This is a genomic window from Shigella flexneri 2a str. 301, assembly GCF_000006925.2.
Lineage (GTDB): Bacteria > Pseudomonadota > Gammaproteobacteria > Enterobacterales > Enterobacteriaceae > ECMA0423.
The window spans coordinates 3,840,301-3,856,068 of the sequence record NC_004337.2 but is presented as its reverse complement, the minus strand read 5'-3'; the positions used below and the strand labels follow the sequence as shown (position 1 = coordinate 3,856,068).

Sequence of the window (15,768 nt, the reverse complement as noted above, 5' to 3'; positions counted from 1 at the left end):
TCATTATGTCTGAAAAATTGCAGGTGGTTACGTTACTGGGGAGCCTGCGCAAAGGCTCATTTAATGGCATGGTTGCACGTACCCTGCCGAAAATTGCTCCGGCGAGCATGGAAGTCAATGCGTTACCTTCCATTGCCGACATTCCCCTGTATGACGCTGACGTACAGCAGGAAGAAGGTTTTCCAGCAACGGTTGAAGCTCTGGCGGAACAGATCCGTCAGGCTGACGGTGTGGTGATCGTCACGCCGGAATATAACTACTCGGTACCGGGTGGGCTGAAAAATGCCATCGACTGGCTTTCCCGCCTGCCGGATCAACCGCTGGCCGGTAAACCGGTGTTGATTCAGACCAGCTCAATGGGCGTGATTGGCGGCGCGCGCTGTCAGTATCACCTGCGCCAGATTCTGGTTTTCCTCGATGCAATGGTGATGAACAAGCCGGAATTTATGGGCGGCGTGATTCAGAACAAAGTTGATCCGCAAACCGGAGAAGTGATTGATCAGGGTACGCTGGACCACCTGACCGGGCAATTGACCGCATTTGGTGAGTTTATTCAGCGAGTTAAGATCTAAATAAAAAACCCGCCAGTAATCATGCATGGCGGGTTTTTAATGCGCTATCGATTTTAATGAGCGTCGATAAATACAATCTTCAGGATAAACAGCAGCGCAACGATGATTACGCACGGGCTAAGGTCACGCAGACGCCCGGTACCAATCTTCATCACGCAGTAGGAGATAAAGCCCAGCGCAATACCTTCGGTAATCGAAAAGCTGAACGGCATCATCACGGCGGTAATAAACGCCGGAACAGATTCAGTAAGATCCTGCCAGTTCACGCGAGCAAGACTTGAGGTCATCAACACGCCAACGTAGATCAACGCGCCAGCTGCAGCGTAGTCTGGCACCATTCCCGCCAGCGGCGACAGAAAGATAACCAGCAGGAACAGCAGACCAACAACCACTGCCGTCAGACCGGTACGACCGCCAACCGATACGCCGGAAGAGGACTCAATATAAGCCGTAACGGAAGAAGTACCGATAAACGAACCGGTCACGGAAGAGATACTGTCGACATACAGCGCCTGCTTCATGCGCGGGAATTTCCCCTTCTCATCCGCCAGACCTGCTTTATCGGTCACGCCAATCAGCGTACCGGAGGAGTCAAACAAGTTGACCAACATGAAAGAGAAAATCACCCCTGCCAGCCCGAGGTTAAACGACCCGGCTAAATCTACATGACCCACAACTGTCATTACGCTCGGCGGCGCAGAAACGATGCCATTGTAGTGCACATCACCCAGCATCCAGCCCAGCAGCGTCGTCACCACGATAGAAACCAGCACCGCTGCGTGAATGTTGCGCGAGGCCAGAATAGCAATGATGAAAAAGCCGAGGATACCCAGAAGTACGCTGTGAGAAGTCAGATTACCGATGCTCACCAGCGTTTCCGAGTTAGCGACAATCACACCTGCGTTTTTCAGCCCCATCATGCCGATAAACAGGCCGATACCGCTGGTAATACCCACACGCAGACTTACCGGAATGTTAGCAATCATCCAGTAACGAACGCGGAAAATGGTCAAAAGAAGCAGTCCGACAGCGCCCCAGAAGATTGCGCCCATACCGATCTGCCACGGCAGCCCCATTGCCTGGACAACCACAAAAGCGAAAAAGGCGTTAAGCCCCATCGCAGGAGCCAGCGCCACCGGAAGGTTTGCAAACAATCCCATCATAATGCTACCGAAAGCAGCAATCAGACAGGTTGTTACGAAGACGGCACTGGTGTCCATGCCAGCAACGCCCAGAATTTGTGGGTTAACAAATACGATGTAGACCATCGTCAGGAAGGTGGTGAACCCGGCAATCACTTCAGTTCGTGCCGTAGTACCATGTTCGCGCAGTTTAAAAACACGTTCCAGCATCCTCTGACCAGAAGTCTGGGTGGTATGTTGATGACTCATTATCTATTTCCGAACAAGGAGGGAAAATCCGTCGCTATCGTATACCAAAATGCGACAATAGGCGCGTTTGTGAGAGACTTTTTTATTGGATTTACTTATACGGCAACGATTGCGTTGCGCAAATCGGCTCTACGAAAACGTTAAACTGATTAAAAAGGAAAGGCATGTCCCGGATAGAAGCGGTATTTTTCGACTGCGACGGTACGCTGGTCGACAGTGAAGTCATTTGCTCCCGCGCATATGTAACGATGTTTCAGGAATTTGGTATTACGCTCGATCCTGAAGAGGTATTCAAACGTTTCAAAGGTGTAAAACTGTACGAAATTATCGATATTGTTTCCCTTGAACATGGTGTTACGTTAGCGAAAACAGAAGCTGAACACGTTTACCGTGCAGAAGTCGCTCGGCTGTTCGATTCAGCCATCGAAGGGGCTGGAGCGCTCCTGTCAGCGATCACTGCGCCAATGTGTGTGGTATCTAACGGCCCAAATAACAAAATGCAGCATTCTATGGGCAAGCTGAATATGTTGCACTACTTCCCGGATAAACTGTTCAGCGGCTACGATATTCAGCGCTGGAAGCCAGACCCGGCGTTAATGTTCCATGCGGCAAAAGCGATGAATGTAAATGTAGAAAACTGCATTCTGGTTGATGACTCAGTTGCCGGTGCGCAATCTGGTATCGACGCAGGTATGGAAGTGTTCTACTTCTGCGCCGACCCGCACAATAAGCCGATCGTTCACCCGAAAGTCACCACCTTTACCCATCTTTCGCAGTTACCGGAACTGTGGAAAGCGCGTGGTTGGGATATTACGGCATAGTTCTTCACACTCCCTTCACTTACCCCGCTTAAATTGGCGCTCAAAGGTAAGTAAAGGGAGTTTGATATGTCTGTTTCACGTCGGGTAATACATCACGGACTTTATTTTGCGGTTTTAGGACCGTTAATTGGTGTTCTGTTTCTTGTCCTCTACATATTCTTCGCAAAAGAACCGCTGGTTCTTTTGGTAATAATACAGGTACTTCCATTGTTTCTCTTATTGTCGATTACTACGGGAGCTATTCCTGCATTGTTAACCGGCGTGATGGTCGCCTGTCTGCCGGAAAAGATCGGGTCACAGAAAAATTATCGTTGTCTGGCTGGTGGCATAGGTGGCGTCGTTATCACCGAGATCTATTGTGCAGTTATTGTACATATTAAGGGCATGGCTTCCTCGGAGTTGTTTGAAAACATTCTTTCTGGTGACAGTCTCGTTGTCCGCATCATTCCTGCATTGCTGGCAGGTGTGGTGATGAGCAGAATCATTACCCGTCTGCCCGGATTGGATATTTCATGTCCTGAAACAGACTCTTTAAGTTAAGCGGGATACTTTATCTTTGGGCTACTCAAAAGCAGACAGGATGTTACTATGACTCAAAATATCAGGCCGTTACCCCAATTCAAATGTAAGCGCCCCATCAGCGACGTCTTGTGAAAATTGTCCTGTCTGGCAACAATCGCGCCCATCTATATTGATGGACACGAACGATGAATTCCCAGACAACAAAAGATATTCCCTGCTTCCGTTCTTATTTGCCTGATGCCCTGCGTTTAAGATTTGAAGATAAACTGACCATCCGGGCCATCGCTCAGCGTCTGGGTCTCAGTCATTCCACAATACATACGCTTTTTCAGCGATTTCTTGCATCCGGTATCGCATGGCCATTGCCCGATTCAGTTTCATTCGCTCAACTTGACGCCATCCTTTATGCCAACAGAAAGAAGGAATTAACAGAGCCTCAAATCAGAGAAGGCTCATGGCGAAAAGAACGGCGAACCAGCTATAGCCGTGAATTTAAGGTCCGTCTGGCTAAGCAGGCATTACAGCCTGGGGCTGTTGTTGCCCGGATCGCCAGAGAACACGATATCAATGATAACCTGCTGTTTAAATGGAAAAGCCAGTACGAGGACGGCTTACTGAGCGATGATGACATACAGGAATGCATGCCTGTCCCGGTGGCACTGACTGATACGCCGGAGCCGACCAGACCAGTTACAAATCCCTTCTGGCGTAACAAGCATGATGAGCGCCCTGAGGGGGCTCCCGGAAACGTCCCACGGTGCGAGCTGCATCTTAAATCAGGTGTGGTAAAACTGTTTGACCCTCTCACTCCGGAACTGTTACGGGCGCTAATCCGCGAAATGAAAGGGGGTATCCGATGATAACGCTGCCGACCGGTACCAAAATCTGGATCATCGCTGGCATCACAGATATGCGTTGTGGCTTCAATGGCCTAGCTTCGAAGGTGCAGAACACGCTGAAAGATGACCCGTTCTCCGGGCATATCTTCGTCTTCCGGGGCCGCAGTGGCAAAATGGTGAAAATACTGTGGGCCGATCGTGACGGGTTATGCCTGTTCGCCAAACGCCTGGAACGGGGCCGCTTCGTCTGGCCGGTGACCCGGGAAGGGAAAGTGCACCTGACGCCAGCTCAGTTATCCATGCTACTGGAGGGGATCGCGTGGCAACATCCCAAACGGACAGAACGGCCTGGCATCCGGATATAACCCGTGATAAAACAAGGGAATGAACAATGAACTCCCCGATGATATTGAGCTGCTTAAAGCCATGTTGCGTAAGCAACAGAGTCGGCTTCGACAGTATGCCTGTCAGGTCGCGGGCTATGAGCAGGAAAGGTGCACGCAGATGACACTCCGGTGAAAGTACTGGCCCCGGGGAACGGAAAGACGAAAACGGGTCGTCTGTGGGTATACGTCAGGGATGATCGTAATGCGGGTTCATCCCTGCCGGCAGCCGTCTGGTTCGCGTATTCGGCAGATCGCAAAGGAGAACATCCGCAGCTCCACCTGGCAAAGTATCAGGGCGTACTGCAGGCTGATGCCTATGCAGGTTATAACGTACTGTACGAAACGGGCCGGGTGAAGGAAGCCGGGTGCCTGGCCCACGCCCGCCGAAAAATCCATGACGAGGATGTGCGCCGTCCGACAGAAATGACTCAGGAAGCGCTCAGACGGATAGCAGAGTTATACGACATAGAAGCGGAGATACGTGGCAGTCCGGCAGAGGAACGGCTTGCAGTCAGAAAAGCCAGAAGCGTCCAGTTGATGCAGTCGTTGTACGACTGGATACAGTTGCAGAGGAAAACGCTGTCGAAACATGCGGAGATGGCGAAGGCGTTCGACTATATCCTGAATCACTGGAATGCGCTGAACGAGTTCTGTCGTGACGGCCGGGTGGAAATAGACAACAACATCGGTGAAAACGCGTTACGATCGGTGGCGGTTGGAAGAAAAAATTATCTCTTTTTCGGCTCAGACAAGGGAGGAGAAAGTGCGGCGATCATCTACAGTCTGCTGGTCACCTGCAAACAGAACGAAGTGGAGCCGGAGGACTGGTTGCGCGAAGTGATCGAGAAGCTCAATGACTGGCCGTCGAACCAAGTGCATGAACTGCTGCCCTGGAACTTCTCGTCTGTAAAATAATCCTTACGCTACGTACTTTTCGGGGCGCTTACATTCAAATATCATCCCAAGCCACTGGAAACAGGCGCATTTGAACAGGATAAAACCGTAGAGTGCGATTGCTGTGAACAACAGACGTCAGTTTATTACTCGGGTCCCTTTTATTGCGTTGATGAAGTTGAACATCTCTGTCCGTTGTGTATTGCGGACGGTTCTGCTGCAGAAAAGTTTGCAGGTAGTTTTCAGGATGATGCCAGCATAGAAGGTGTTGAATTTGAGTATGATGAAGAGGACGAATTTGCCGGTATTAAGAACACATATCCTGATGAAATGCTGAAAGAGTTGGTTGAACGCACGCCAGGTTATCATGGATGGCAACAGGAATTCTGGCTTGCGCATTGTGGCGATTTCTGTGCTTTTATCGGCTATGTGGGCTGGAATGATATAAAAGATCGCCTCGATGAATTTGCCAACCTTGAAGAAGATTGTGAGAATTTCGGTATTAGAAATTCTGATCTAGCTAAATGCCTGCAAAAGGGTGGTGATTGTCAGGGTTATCTCTTCCGCTGTCTCCACTGCGGCAAGCTGAGACTGTGGGGTGATTTTTCGTAGTTATTTAAATAATGAGAACAGGCCGGAGCGTAATTCATACATCCGGCCTTATTTCTTCAGCTTAACCGAACGCTAATTCTGCGGCAGCGGCTTTATCAGCGATTACCATCAGCGAAGGATGCAGCTGCAACACGGAAGCTGGAACATCTTCGGTAACCGGACCTTGCAGCACATTTTTCAGTGCCTGCGCTTTACCTGCGCCACTGACAATTATCAGCAAGTTTTTCGCCGCCATGATGCTTTTCGGCCCCATCGTCACGTAGCTGTCAGGCACTAACGAAAAGTCGCCGCCCAACTCACCATGCGCCACAATATCAACCATCTCTCCCTGGATCGGGAACTCCACGGTTTGCTCATGGAAATGGGTCGTATTCGGCAAATTGCCACAAAAATGACCATCTGCACCTAATCCCAGCACCACCAAATCCAGGCCGCCTTCACGCGCCAGTTTCTGATCATGCTCGCGGTAGTTATCAATAGTGAGCTTCTGGATATTCTCTTCTTTGATCCCCGCAGGGGTGAAAAACAGATTACGCAGATTGGTAATCGTTACGCCTTCTCCCTCTTTGCCGCGAAAGGGAATTTCATCGAAATTATAGAAATAGCAGTTATCGTACCAAGGCTTACCTTTAACCAGGGTGGTGAGGTATTCATACATGCCTTTGGGCGTGCTACCGGCGGTAATTGCCAGGTTAACACGACGCGTCTTCGACATATAACCAAGCAGATGGTGTGCCGCGACACGGCTCATTTCCTGGTAATCTTCGGTAATGATTAATTTCATCTTAATGCCTTATTTTAAATTTCTGTACGAAGGCTGCATAGGCAGGCCGCCAGACATCCATTTCATGGTTCAGGCCGGGATATTCCTGGTAATCAAACTTAATTTTTTTCTGCTCAAGCTCAGTTTTCAGCCCGGCGATATCCTTGCCGGTTACGACATCTTTATCACCAACGACCACAGTAAAATTACGTAGTTGCTGGTTAATAGCTGCCGGATCGTTCAGCCGGGCCGCGACACCTTCATCCGGTACGGTTGTCGTGGTAACACCACTGAATGTGGCCAGCCAGCCAAAGCTTTCCAGATGATTCATTCCGGAAACCAGCGCCTGGTACCCGCCTTGTGAAAGCCCTGCCAGCGCGCGACCATCGGCATCTTTACGGACACTAAAACGCTTGCTAATCAGCGGGATAATATCGTTCATCAGTTCGCGATCTGCCGCTTTAGCATTCAGCGGATAAAAGACTTTACGTCTTTCCTGAGGCACGAAATCTTCGGGAATAATGCCCTTCGCATCGGTTTCGGTATCCGGGATCACCACCAGCATCGGTTTAATTTTCCCTTCAGCCAGCAGGTTATCCATGATTTGCGGGATACGCCCCTGATCGATAGCGGAACGTCCGGTATCACCAAAACCGTGATAGAAATAGAGCACTGGCAAAGGCTCGCCCATGCCGGTGTATCCTGGCGGGGTCCAGACATACATCTGACGTTCAGATTGCAATGCGTTGGAGTGGTAAGTTATGGCGATCAAATCACCATGCGCAACAGAACGCGTATCCAGATAACTGCCTGGCACCAGAATCATACTGGAGTTAACCTGGCGCTGAGGCTTAGTCATTGCGGTGCCTGTATCAATGCTGCGTACACCATCAACATTGAAAAAATACTCGTACAGGTTGCCTTTCAGGATAGGTGTGCGCCACGACCAGACTCCTGCTTCGTCTTTGGTCATCGGGTGAATATTGTCCGGAACCGGAACACCCACCACTACAGAGACATTTTTTGCCCCAGGGGCAAAGTAGCGAAAGGTCACGCTGTTATCGGCATTGACCTGAGTCACATACTGTTTCACCGGGATAGTGGGTGCCGGGCTGGCTGGCATATCCGCTGCTATGGCCCACTGAGCAGAAATACCGCTGGCAATAGCCAGCGTTAAAGCAGCAATTTTTATATTCATCGTAATATTCCTTTCATTAAGTTCCATTACCACCAGATTTCAGCCTGGGCACCGACAGCAAACTGGGCGTCTTTATTGTCTTCGAAGGTGAAGCCATCCAGTTCGTTTTCCAGGGCTTTGATATACGTGGCGTAGAAACGAATTTCCAGACGCGAGGTCAACATACTGGTATTGACTTTAAAGGTATGGAAGAGCGTGGTTTTATAACCAGACTCATTAAATTTATTACTATTCGCATCTTTGTTTTGCTGGGTGAAATAGCCCAGTTCAACACCTGTCTGGTTATATTGGTCCCAAATATAGGCCGGGCGAACAACCGCACGAATAGATTCGAAATCAGAGTGTGCGCCTGTTTCGTAGCTATAAATATTGTTACCGAAGGAGTAAACAATCGCGTTAGCCACAATAAAATGATCGCCGATATAGGCTTCGCCCTGCGAGGTCAGACGAACTGCTGTTCCGCCGGTGTGATCACCATAATAACGACCATTAAAGGTGGTAAATGGACTTGCGCCAGCATAACGGCCAAAGTTCCTGGCGATAGAGTTATTCGCAACCAGGAAGGAGAATTCGTTGAAGCCACCTTTATCAAATTTCTGCGTTAAAGATGTGCCGAACATCCAGGTATCTTTCCAGTCATAATACCCGTTATTATCCTGATTATCTTTTTCCGATGCGCTTTCGTTTGCCGTGACATAACGACCACTCACCATTAAGGTCGCTTTATCCCATAACGGGATATCTTTATAGCGTAAATCAATAGTATGGGTATTAATCTGCTGTTTGTTTTGCAGGCTGCGATCGTAATCATCGACATCTTCGCGAACCAGCGCGATATCAATTTTACCCGGACCGACTTTCCAGTTTTCCAGACCTACACCCGCTGCAGCATCAGTACGCTGCGTTTTCCAGTCCAGCATCTGGATTTCAATTTTCGGCGCACCGTGTTTACCCACCCAGAAATCAGCCTCTGGCGCAAAGGGCAGGAAACCTTTGGTGGTAACGTACATATCGGAGAACTGCATAAAGTTCTCGCCACCGGCATTATCGCCAAACCAGCCGGTAGAGTACTGCTGACCAACGTTACCATCTATCATCACAACGGCATCAACCCGTTTGCCGTTTTCGTTGTAGACACGTTGTTTTAACTGCAAATCAAACCAGCCGGAGTATTCGTTACCAAAGCGGCCCAGAGAACCAATCGCCCATGATTTAGGTGAACCATGAGAGGCGGTCCCCCAACCAGAACGGTAATAGCCGTTGTAACTAAAGCCAATTTCATCTTTCACAAACTTACTGAAATCTTTCAGAGTCATGGAAGAATAAATCGAGCCTGTCTCACTGGCATTTTTCTCTTCATTTTTGACCAGTACAGCATCAGGTTTTGCGGCACTACTGGTCGGGAACGGATTGGCGGCATACCCTTGATCATTCGTACTTACGCTACGATTCACCGTCGCTGGCGTATATTTTTTCTTCTCTTCATCTTTATACTTTTTGAGTTCGCTTTGCGTTTCTCTTAACGCTTTTTCTAATAACTCAAGGCGTTGTTCCACCGTTAATGATTCAGCCAATGATTGTGCAGAAAAGGCTAACGGTGCCATTAATAAGATGGCAGAGGTAATAAGATTTTGTCTAAACATAATATCCCTTTATGGTGCAAAGAAAGAATTAACGTATCGCATCCAGACTGTTCTGAATGCGACGATAATTAAGGTGCTTTATTGGTTATTTTTTTAATGACAGCCCCCGCGTTTTGATCACTTCTGCATACCATCCGAAGCTTTTCTTACGCGTTCTTGTGAGGCTTCCTTCGCCATTATCATCACGATCCACATAAATAAAGCCGTAGCGCTTAGACATTTGTGAATGAGATGCACTGACTAAATCAATTGGCCCCCAACTGGTGTACCCCATAATATCCACACCATCGGCAATCGCTTCATTTACCTGTACCAGGTGATCGTTTAAATAGGCAATTCGATAATCGTCCTGTATCGAACCATCCGCTTCAACGCTGTCTTTTACGCCTAATCCATTCTCGACAATAAATAACGGTTTTTGATAACGATCCCAAAGCGTATTTAACAGAACCCGTAATCCGGTAATGACTCCAACTTACTGATAGTGTTTTATGTTCAGATAATGCCCGATGACCTTGTCATGCAGCTCCACCGATTTTGAGAACGACAGTGACTTCCGTACCAGCCTTGCCAGATGTTGTCTCAGATTCAGATTATGTCGCTCAATGCGCTGAGTGTAACGCTTGCTGATAACGTGCAGCTTTCCCTTCAGGCGTGATTCATACAGCGGCCAGCCATCCGTCATCCATACCACGACCTCAAAGGCCGACAGCAGGCTCAGAAGACGCTCCAGTGTGGCCAGAGTGCGTTCCCCGAAGACGTGCGCCACAACCGTCCTCCGTATCCTGTCATACGCGTAAAACAGCCAGCGCTGACGTGATTTAGCACCGACGTAGCCCCAATGTTCGTCCATTTCAGCGCAGACAATCACATCACTGCCCGGTTGTATGCGCGAGGTTACCGACTGCGGCCTGAGTTTTTTAAGTGACGTAAAACCGTGTTGAGGCCAACGCCCATAATGCGTGCACTGGCGCGACATCCGACGCCATTCATGGCCATATCAATGATTTTCTGGTGCGTACCGGGCTGAGAGGCGGTGTAAGTGAACTGTAGTTGCCATGTTTTACGGCAATGAGAGCAGAGATAGCGCTGATGTCCGGCAGTGCTTTTGCCGTTACGCACCACGCCTTCAGTAGCGGAGCAGGAAGGACATCTGATGGAAATGGAAGCCACGCAAGCACCTTAAAATCACCATCATACACTAAATCAGTAAGTTGGCAGCATTACCCGTAATCCAACCGGATCAATTTGCCACCCCCACTCTGAACTTTTCAGATGCGGATTGGGGATCATATTCAGTATGTTGCCCTGCGCATTTTTATTAATGCTTTCGTCGTGGGAAACACAACCAGTCATGTAATAACTAAAAGAGATGAAATCTACAGTATGTTTTAAATCTTCTGCGTCACTTTCAGTCATCTCAATGGTGATATTGTGGTCGCGGAAGAAACGCTGCATATAGCCGGGATATTGGCCACGCGCCTGAACATCACCAAAGAACATCCAGCGCCGGTTCTCTTCCATGGCCTGCAACATATCCTGTGGCTGGCAGGTGAGGGGGTAAACCAGCCCACCGAGAAGCATATTGCCGATTTTCGCTTCGGGGATCAGGCTATGATAGGCTTTAACTGCCCGCGCACTGGCAACCAGTTGATGATGGATCGCCTGATAAACTTCCGCCTCGCCACTCTCTTCTGCCAGCCCCACGCCCGTGAATGGCGCGTGTAACGACATATTGATTTCATTAAACGTCAGCCATAACGCTACTTTATGTTGGTAGCGGGTAAAGACCGTGCGGGCGTAATGCTCGAAGTGATCGATGACCGCCCGATTAGCCCAACCGCCGTAGTTTTTCACCAGCCCATATAGCATTTCGTAATGGGATAACGTTACCAGCGGCTTGATCCCCGCCTGCGCCATTTCATCAAACAGCCGATCGTAAAACGCTAACCCCGCTTCATTCGGTTCGGCTTCGTCGCCCTGAGGGAAAATTCGCGCCCAGGCAATGGAAATACGCAGACAGGTGAAGCCCATCTCGGCAAATAACGCGATATCTTCCGGGTAACGGTAATAAAAATCGATGGCGACATCTTTGATATTCTCTTTCCCCAGGATGCGCGGTTCCATTTTTCCCATTACGCCATGAGGCTGTAAATCTGAGGTCGTGATCCCTTTGCCATCTTCCAGCCAGGCACCTTCCACCTGATTGGCAGCTGTTGCGCCACCCCAAAGAAATGTTTCTGGAAATGCTTTCATAATTAACTCCTTTTATCGTTAGCGAATGATGGATAACAGCGGTTCACCTGCGCTTATCTGCGCCGTGCCGTGGGGTAATACGTCTGTAAAATCATCGCTATTACTGATTAATACCGGCGTCGTCAGATCAAATCCGGCCTCGCGAATAGCAGGGATATCAAAAGAAATCAGCCGATCGCCTGTATTGACCTTGTCACCCACGTTGACGTGAGCGGAAAAGAATTTGCCGTCCAGTTTTACGGTGTCGATACCGACATGAATCAGGATCTCCACACCATCATCTGACTCAATGCCAATGGCGTGTAATGTGGCGAACAACGAAGCAATTCGACCCGCAACCGGAGAACGCACTTCACCAACCGAGGGCAGAATGGCGATACCTTTACCCAACAGGCCACTGGCAAACGTGGTATCAGCGACGTGAATGAGCGGCACAATCTCTCCCGTCATCGGTGAACAGATACCGCCCTGCTCAGGTGGTGTAATAACCTCTGGTGTTTTCTCTTGCGGGGCACCCTGCGCTGGCTGACGTTTACTGGTGATGAAATGAAGCATCAACGTACCAACAAATGCGCAACCTATGGCAATGACACCGCCAATAACGCTGGCCCAGACGGTGAAATCAATCCCCGTTGACGGGATGGTCTGCATGAAGGTGAAAATACTTGGCAAACCAAAGGAGTAAACTTTCGTTTGCGCGTAGCCAATGATGGTGGCCCCCAATGCTCCACTGATACAGGCGATAACAAAGGGGTACTTACGCGGCAGGTTGACGCCATATACCGCTGGTTCGGTGATACCAAACAGACCCGTCAACGCCGCTGATCCCGCCACCACTTTTTTCTGCGCATCGCGTTCGCAGAGGAAGACGCCGAGCGCCGCCCCGACCTGCGCCATAATGGCGGGCATTAACAGCGGGATCATGGTGTCGTAGCCCAGCACGGTGAAGTTATTGATACACAGCGGCACCAGGCCCCTGTGCAGTCCGAACATGACGAAGATTTGCCAGAAGCCGCCCATTACCGCGCCCGCAAATGCAGGAACCGCCTGATAAAGCCAGAGATAACCGGCGGCAATCATTTCGCTTATCCAGGTTGATAGCTGCCCCACCAGCAGAAAGGTGACGGGTGTGATAACCATCAGACATAGCAATGGTGTGAAGAAATTTTTGATTGCCGACGGTAACCACGCATTAAGTCGGCGTTCCAGAATGCTGCACAACCAGGCAGAAAAAATAATGGGAATAACCGATGACGAGTAATTCAACAATGTGACCGGAATACCCAGGAAATCCAGCCCCGGCGCATCCGCTTTTTGCCCGTTCTCGAAGGCAGTCAGAATTAATGGATGCACTAACGCTCCACCAATCACCATGGCAGTAAATGGATTACCGCCGAAGCGTTTGCCCGCGGTGTATCCCAGGATTATCGGGAAGAACCCAAACAAGGCATCACTGGCGCTGAATAAAATTAAATAAGTACCACTTTGTTCGGTCGTCCACTGAAAAGTGAGCGCCAGAGCCAGCATACCTTTCAGGATCCCGGTTGCCGCCATCAGACCGATCAGAGGCGTAAAAATACCTGAAATAACATAAACAAAGCGGTTTAGCAGATTACCTTTCTCATCATTTTCCGGTGCCTGTTGCGCTTTTTCGCCAAGGCCTGCCACGCTGTTAACCGCCAGGAAGACATCGGCCACATGGTTACCTATGACCACCTGAAACTGACCACCGCTTTCCACCACCATAATAATACCGGGGGTCTTTTTCAGTACCTCAGCTTGCGCTTTGCTTTCATCCTTTAACTTAAAACGTAATCGCGTTGCGCAATGCATCAGACTCACAATGTTATCTGCGCCCCCGACTCCTGCGACTATTTTTCTGGCTAACTCCGTCATAACTTGCCCTCTACCGCTTTGCGGCAAAACTCCAAAAAAAAACCTGAAAAAAACGGCCTGACGTGAATCAAGCAATTTTTTTCAGGTTTTGCCCGCTTAGTGCGGTAACAATCCTTTACTCAGTAATAATATTTCAGTGTTCTTTGCGCACGCGCTCTATATTTATGGCTAAAAACATAATCTCTGCGGGTGAAATTTTACGTTGATACTGCAAACCAATAAAAATGGCGATCCGTTCCGCACATTGCCATGCTTGCGGGTAATTTTGTTTTACTGCTTGTTGTAATGATTCATCACTATCGTTAATTGAAGCATGTTCAAGAATACGCCAGGATAAAAACTTCAGATGTGTAACCAGTCGCTGATAACTCAAGCTTTCTTCCTGGTAATTAAGGCTGAACTGAAATTTTATTAATTGCAGCATTTCGCGCATTAACTGCGTGACACCTGCAACATCCTCCATATTTCCGCTCATTTGGGCACTGACCAGATGCATGGCAATAAAGCCCACTTCATCTTTCGGTAACTGCACGCCCAACCGTTTATCAATAATGGTTAACGCTTCTTCCCCTAGCTGGAACTCTTTCGGGTAAAGCCGCTGGATATCCCACAGCAACACGTTTTGCTGAAAGCGTTTAATCGCAAACTGGCAATGGTCAGTTAGCGAGATATAAATACTGTCCTGTAATTTTCCCAAGCGCTCCTGCGCTAAAGAGATAAGACGATCACAGGTTGCCATCACCTCAAGAGGAATATGACTTAAGAGTTCGCTTAATCGCCCGTTCAGTTCATGACTGCTCAAGGCATACTCTTTTTCTATTCCACTTGAGTTAATTCTTTCGCCAGCGCGTTTTTGAAAGCCAATTCCGCGCCCCATGACGACTTTTTCCCGCTGTTGATCATCAATAACCACCACAACATTATTGTTGAGAATTTTGGTGATTTGCATGTTCATAGCAAGGACCTTTTTTATAAACAAAAAAAAACCGACTTCACCAGTATTCTCTGGTTATGTCAGGTTTTGCCTGCGAATGCAGTAACAATCCAGTCATTTATTAATGGTTTTTATAACGAACATCCAGGTTCGGAAATTAATTTAATTGCGTGCAGAGAAAATAGCAATGCGCTATTGATAAAAATATGACCATGCTCGCAGTTATTAACTTTGTGTAATTTTAGGAATTTATAAAGTTATATATAACAAATCCCAATAATTAAGTTATTGGGATTTGTCTGGTGAATTATTTGTCGCTATCTTTTCCCGCCAGCAGTTTATCCAGCTCATCACCGCCTACATGACGGAAATCCTGACCCTTCACGTAGTAGAAGATAAACTCACAAATATTCTGGCAGCGGTCGCCGATACGTTCGATTGAACGCGCACAGAACAGCGCGGTAAGTACGCTCGGAATAGTGCGCGAATCTTCCATCATGTAGGTCATCAGTTGACGAACAATACCTTCGTATTCCTGATCGACTTTTTTATCTTCACGATAAATACGTACCGCTTCGTCAATGTCCATCCGCGCGAACGCGTCCAGCACGTCGTGCAGCATCTGGATGGTATGACGGCCCAGCGACTCCAGACTTACCAGCAACGGCTGATGCTGCTGGGAGAATTTCTCCAGCGCAGTACGGCAGATTTTGTCCGCCACGTCGCCAATACGCTCCAGCTCGGCAATGGTTTTACTGATCACCATAACCAGTCGCAGGTCGCTCGCCGTCGGCTGACGTTTGGCGATAATGCGCACGCAGGCTTCATCGATCGCCACTTCCATCATGTTGACGTTCTTGTCGCCTTCGATCACGCGCTTCGCCAGATCGCTGTCCTGGTTATGCATCGCGGTGATTGCATCAGAAAGCTGCTGCTCCACCATGCCGCCCATGGTCATCACCTGCGTGCGGATACTTTCCAGTTCGGCGTTGAACTGGCCGGAAATATGTTTATTAAGATTGAGACTGTCCATAACGCACT

Annotated in this window: 14 protein-coding genes and 5 other annotated features; of the genes, 5 read left to right on the top strand and 9 right to left on the bottom strand. The window is 48.8% G+C overall.

Annotation, left to right across the window (positions count from 1 at the left end; all coding sequences use genetic code 11):
• The first annotated feature begins 5 nt into the window (after nucleotides 1-5).
• Nucleotides 6-572, top strand: coding sequence for a hypothetical protein (gene yieF, locus SF3747; protein NP_709484.1), 567 nt, complete (start codon nucleotides 6-8; stop codon nucleotides 570-572).
• A gap of 53 nt (nucleotides 573-625) precedes the next feature.
• On the opposite strand, the gene yieG is transcribed toward yieF, so the two are convergent.
• Nucleotides 626-1,963, bottom strand: a complete 1,338-nt coding sequence (yieG, locus tag SF3746; RefSeq protein NP_709483.2) for a membrane / transport protein — start codon at nucleotides 1,961-1,963, stop codon at nucleotides 626-628.
• 164 nt (nucleotides 1,964-2,127) lie between these two features.
• Here yieG and yieH point away from each other — a divergent pair, with 164 nt between their 5' ends.
• From yieH to SF3741, 4 genes are all read left to right on the top strand, one after another.
• A complete protein-coding gene (gene yieH / locus SF3745; RefSeq protein ID NP_709482.1) occupies nucleotides 2,128-2,784 on the top strand; it encodes a 6-phosphogluconate phosphatase in 657 nt (218 codons plus the stop codon).
• 66 nt (nucleotides 2,785-2,850) lie between these two features.
• On the top strand, nucleotides 2,851-3,324 hold the full coding sequence (yieI, locus tag SF3744; RefSeq protein ID NP_709481.1) for a hypothetical protein: 474 nt from the start codon (nucleotides 2,851-2,853) through the stop codon (nucleotides 3,322-3,324).
• Between the two features lie 48 nt (nucleotides 3,325-3,372).
• Nucleotides 3,373-6,037, top strand: a sequence feature (Similar to Escherichia coli K12 conserved hypothetical protein gi: 1790153 (196 aa). BLAST with identity of 98% in 888 aa. This CDS has been disrupted by insertion. The sequence has been checked and is believed to be correct.).
• Nucleotides 3,410-4,638: a mobile genetic element (partial), on the bottom strand. It overlaps the preceding feature by 1,229 nt.
• Nucleotides 3,492-4,166, top strand: coding sequence for an insertion sequence element ISSfl4 transposase (locus tag SF3742; RefSeq protein NP_709480.1), 675 nt, complete (start codon nucleotides 3,492-3,494; stop codon nucleotides 4,164-4,166). It overlaps the preceding feature by 675 nt.
• On the top strand, nucleotides 4,163-4,510 hold the full coding sequence (locus SF3741) for an insertion sequence element ISSfl4 ORF2 (RefSeq protein ID NP_709479.1): 348 nt from the start codon (nucleotides 4,163-4,165) through the stop codon (nucleotides 4,508-4,510). The genes SF3742 and SF3741 overlap by 4 nt, the downstream gene beginning before the upstream one ends.
• Nucleotides 4,631-5,478 (bottom strand) — a mobile genetic element (partial).
• Nucleotides 6,038-6,098: 61 nt before the next feature.
• Here the strand turns inward: SF3741 and yieK are convergent.
• From yieK to phoU, 8 genes are all read right to left on the bottom strand, one after another.
• Complete coding sequence (yieK, locus tag SF3739) at nucleotides 6,099-6,821, bottom strand: 6-phosphogluconolactonase (RefSeq protein ID NP_709477.1); 723 nt, start codon at nucleotides 6,819-6,821, stop codon at nucleotides 6,099-6,101.
• 1 nt (nucleotide 6,822) lies between these two features.
• Nucleotides 6,823-7,998 (bottom strand): xylanase, encoded by a 1,176-nt coding sequence (yieL, locus tag SF3738; protein NP_709476.2) that lies wholly within the window; start codon nucleotides 7,996-7,998, stop codon nucleotides 6,823-6,825.
• A gap of 26 nt (nucleotides 7,999-8,024) precedes the next feature.
• Entirely contained in the window at nucleotides 8,025-9,602 is a 1,578-nt protein-coding gene (gene yieC / locus SF3737) for a receptor protein (RefSeq protein NP_709475.2), read from the bottom strand.
• 107 nt (nucleotides 9,603-9,709) lie between these two features.
• Nucleotides 9,710-11,897 (bottom strand) — a sequence feature (Similar to Escherichia coli K12 phospho-beta-glucosidase B; cryptic gi: 2367270 (471 aa). BLAST with identity of 98% in 729 aa. This CDS has been disrupted by insertion. The sequence has been checked and is believed to be correct.).
• Nucleotides 10,102-10,869: a mobile genetic element, on the bottom strand. Its footprint overlaps the feature before it by 768 nt.
• Entirely contained in the window at nucleotides 10,117-10,512 is a 396-nt protein-coding gene (insB, locus tag SF3736) for an insertion element IS1 protein InsB (protein NP_709474.1), read from the bottom strand. (Overlaps the previous feature by 396 nt.)
• Nucleotides 10,539-10,814, bottom strand: a complete 276-nt coding sequence (gene insA / locus SF3735) for an insertion element IS1 protein InsA (protein NP_709473.1) — start codon at nucleotides 10,812-10,814, stop codon at nucleotides 10,539-10,541.
• An 18-nt stretch (nucleotides 11,898-11,915) precedes the next feature.
• Complete coding sequence (bglF, locus tag SF3733; RefSeq protein NP_709472.2) at nucleotides 11,916-13,793, bottom strand: PTS system beta-glucoside-specific transporter subunits IIABC; 1,878 nt, start codon at nucleotides 13,791-13,793, stop codon at nucleotides 11,916-11,918.
• 133 nt (nucleotides 13,794-13,926) lie between these two features.
• Nucleotides 13,927-14,748, bottom strand: a complete 822-nt coding sequence (gene bglG, locus SF3732) for a transcriptional antiterminator BglG (protein NP_709471.1) — start codon at nucleotides 14,746-14,748, stop codon at nucleotides 13,927-13,929.
• Between the two features lie 286 nt (nucleotides 14,749-15,034).
• Entirely contained in the window at nucleotides 15,035-15,760 is a 726-nt protein-coding gene (phoU, locus tag SF3731; protein ID NP_709470.2) for a transcriptional regulator PhoU, read from the bottom strand.
• Between the last annotated feature and the right edge of the window lie 8 nt (nucleotides 15,761-15,768).